Origin of the sequence: Vibrio sp. G-C-1 (assembly GCF_021728015.1) — a bacterium.
Taxonomy (GTDB): Bacteria; Pseudomonadota; Gammaproteobacteria; order Enterobacterales; family Vibrionaceae; genus Vibrio; species Vibrio splendidus.
Genome location: NZ_JAKKCR010000032.1, coordinates 1 through 3,280, shown reverse-complemented (window position 1 = coordinate 3,280; position 3,280 = coordinate 1). Strand labels below are relative to the sequence as shown.

Here is a 3,280-nt window from a genome sequence, read left to right as displayed (position 1 = left end):
TACAATCGTGATGACCAAATTAAAAAGGAGGTCATCATGGTAGTTTTCAACAAAACGAAACGAAGTGGCGTCAAAAAGCCTTTTCGGCTTGAGGAAATTTGGCGGATCAGAACCAGATTAGAAATTGAAAATAATTTGATGCAGCTTGCGTTGCTCAACTTAGCTATTGATAGCAAACTTAGAGCAAGTGATTTGCTCGTTCTCAGAGTTTGCGATGTATCTTCGCAAGATAGGATATTTAACCGCGTTAAGCATATCCAGCGCAAAACAGATATTGAAGTTCAATTTGAGATAACGACAAGAACTCAACAGAGTCTAATGAAATGGATTTTGATGGCTTCGCTACATGACAGCAATTTTATTTTCCCAAGCCAAAGGCGAAGGCAACAACCGATTAGCTATTCGTACTATCGATACTTAGTGAGGAGATGGGCTTCTAATCTGGGGTTGGATCCTAACTTGTACGGCACTCGCTCGATGAGGCGAACAAAAGTGACGTTAGTCTACGCAAAAACGAAAAATATCCGAGCGGTGCAGCTACTACTTGGTCATACCAAGGTAGATAATACAATCCGCTATCTTGGGGTTGAATTAGAAGATGCATTGTTGCTTTCAGAAGGTACTGAGTGTTAATCGAAAAGGAACCTAAATACTTAGGTGTTTCAATTGCTATTACGCTGAAAGTTGTTACCCATTCACCGCTACACTTGATTATTTTCAATACGTTAAGTGCAAATACTACTAATCTGTCCAAGGTTTAGAGGACCTTGAACAGATTAGGTATACACAAGCTTAAATTAAACGTTGGAACGCGCGATTTTCTTCTTTGATTTATAGGCTTTCATTGAAATTTTTAAAGCAAGCTGTTTTTGTTTAATTGAAATGAGTTGTCTAGTTACGACCTTATGGTGTAACTCTGTGATAAAGTTTTTTTCCCAAGGCGTAAGGCGGTCAAACCTCAATAAAATAGTGTCATTGAGTACATTGAACAACTCGTATTGGCTTTTATCCATTCGACTGCTAAGCATTCAATTAGAGCACTTAGCTAGAGAAATGACGTTAAGGCTTTCTACTTTCTCATTTTTTCCTAAGGTAATGATTCGATAAGAGATCCCACTCTCTAATAGTGGTCTTATTTCGATGTTGTCACAAAAACTAACGGCGACTTTTTCTACTAAGCGGTCCATATTCAAAGTTTTCTTTTTTACGAAAACAAGAGTGACACTATCGCCCTCTGACTGTGCATTTACGAGTGTGATTGAGCCTAACTCTTGTGGAAGTTGGCTTGAAATAACTGTCGCTCTATAATCGGCAAGTCCATTAGATTTTATTGGGCTTATCTGACAACCGTTAAGCATGACACTGACGAAGAGAATTACAGTTGTTCGTAGCATTATGCGCTCCCTCTTCCTTTCTTCTCCATTTAGGTGCCTTAAAATATTTATGGATATAACGTGAAGACATAGAAGATAAGAGCGCACTGTAATCTAAACTGAATGTGACTTTTTCCCCTACAAATAGTGGTTTCTGTGAGGATTCAAGGACAAGATGATCACTGGTTGAAGACATGATCTTAATCCCATTCGGAGCCTTAAGCCCGCTGACACAAACATCTTGGCGGCCTAATGCTAGAATAGCTTGTGAGACCTCCCCTCTATCTTGAAGGTTTTCTTTTTCACCAAAAGCATTTAACCCCCGACTCCCCCAAGGCAAAGTCGGTTTAGTCTTGGATTCAATCACTTCAGCGGTCAAAGAAACCGCATCCGTATGTAAGCCTTTGATATTTTCGTGCTCTAAAGGCTCACAGCCTAAAAAAATTGCTTCTCCTATACGAAGGTTATTGACTCGAGTTAAGCCTGTTCTCTGAAGAGCCCAGTTAACTGAAGCAGAATTACCCCCTGAAATAATTTCTAGACTGACCCCAAATGTAGCTTCAATTCCATCGGCAAGCTCAGAAAGAATACTCATATTTTGATCATCTGGAGCGACACCATACCGACAGGCTAAATTCGTACCAATTCCTTTTATCGTGATGTTTGGTAAAGAAATAATCTCTCGGATAAAATCAATCACGCGATTTGGCATCACACCTTCTCTGAGATCGCCAAGCTCAACCATAATAATGATACCGTGACAGCAATTTTGTTGTTCTGCTGCATGTGAAAGCCTCTGAATCACTTCAACTTCAGAGTTTAAACTCATATCACTGTATTTTATTACGCTCGCCACTTGACTGAGCATGGGTGTACGTATCAGCATTTTAGGGATAGCAATGCCAGATTCAGTCATCTTTTGAAGATTTTCGATTCTTGAATCGGCTAACATTGTTGCGCCAGCATCAATAAGAACTTGTGCGATGATAGGGTGGCCGAGGAAGGCTTTTGTTACAGGCGTAACGGATATATTTTTCAGTGAGAGCTGAGAAATCAGGAACTGAGCGTTATGATGAACTTTCCCACAATCGATGTCTAACCTAGGGTAGTTCACCCTTTTTCGGCCAGTTTACTTGCTATTATAGGAAAGGCTGACGTTACGATGTGCAGTAGATGTTCAACAGGCTGTGACAAGACATCAGTAACCGGTAAACCAAATTCGGTAGTGTAAGTGTCTATCGCACAACGTGTTTCATCCAACGACATATCTTCATGATTCAGTGTTAGTCCAATAACATTGGTATTAGAAAACGTTTCGATAAGATTGATTTCTGAGGCAATCGAAGGCATTGGGCAATCAGGAAAATCACTACGATATAAACGTTTAGGGGCATGTTGCAGTATCACACCCGTTGGACAACTGCCACGTAAGATAAAAGCGCTGGTTGAAAACGCAGGGTGACTCAAGGCTCCTTGCCCTTCAATAATAATCAGATCCGGATTTTCTTTTTCATAGGCCTGTACAATGACAGATTCCAACTCACCGGCACAAAATTGTGAAGGAACAGCATCGAGTGCAACGCAGTATTGTGCGCCCTGCATAATGCCTGTTTGACCAGTGGCAATCAGAACGACGTTAAGGCCTTTTTTAGTCAGTTCATTCGCCAATATTGTTGCTGTTGTTCGTTTTCCTAGCGCGCAATCCGTCCCCATTACAGCAATTCTCGGACATTTAACGTTGTGTATTTTCCCGCTAAACGTTTTCAGATCGCCTTTATTTTTGGGTTTGCGAGTATCGAATATTCGAACGTTATTCTTTAAGCTGGCTTCTAAAAATAGAGGATCATCGGTTAGGAATTCATGTAAGCCATTTACGATGTTCATTCCTAGTGACATGGCATTTAAAA

The 3,280-nt window shown here is 40.5% G+C and carries 5 protein-coding genes; 1 reads left to right on the top strand and 4 read right to left on the bottom strand.

Features of this window, described 5'->3' with window-relative positions; translation table 11 throughout:
* Positions 1-36 precede the first annotated feature (36 nt).
* Entirely contained in the window at positions 37-633 is a 597-nt protein-coding gene (locus tag L3V36_RS23725) for a tyrosine-type recombinase/integrase (protein ID WP_237296727.1), read from the top strand.
* 164 nt (positions 634-797) lie between these two features.
* Here L3V36_RS23725 and L3V36_RS23720 read toward each other — a convergent pair whose 3' ends face one another.
* The 4 genes from L3V36_RS23720 to L3V36_RS23705 form a co-directional block, all read right to left on the bottom strand.
* Positions 798-1,028 (bottom strand): hypothetical protein, encoded by a 231-nt coding sequence (locus tag L3V36_RS23720; RefSeq protein ID WP_016792303.1) that lies wholly within the window; start codon positions 1,026-1,028, stop codon positions 798-800.
* Positions 1,029-1,394 carry a type II secretion system pilot lipoprotein GspS-beta gene (gene gspS2, locus L3V36_RS23715; RefSeq protein WP_016788065.1) on the bottom strand — a complete coding sequence of 122 codons (366 nt, stop codon included), beginning with the start codon at positions 1,392-1,394 and terminating at the stop codon, positions 1,029-1,031.
* On the bottom strand, positions 1,351-2,487 hold the full coding sequence (locus L3V36_RS23710) for an alanine/ornithine racemase family PLP-dependent enzyme (RefSeq protein WP_065612740.1): 1,137 nt from the start codon (positions 2,485-2,487) through the stop codon (positions 1,351-1,353). Before L3V36_RS23710 ends, gspS2 begins: the two co-directional genes overlap by 44 nt.
* The coding region (locus L3V36_RS23705) for a DUF1611 domain-containing protein (RefSeq protein WP_208775724.1) at positions 2,484-3,280 on the bottom strand (797 nt) is incomplete at its 5' end. The genes L3V36_RS23705 and L3V36_RS23710, both read right to left, overlap by 4 nt.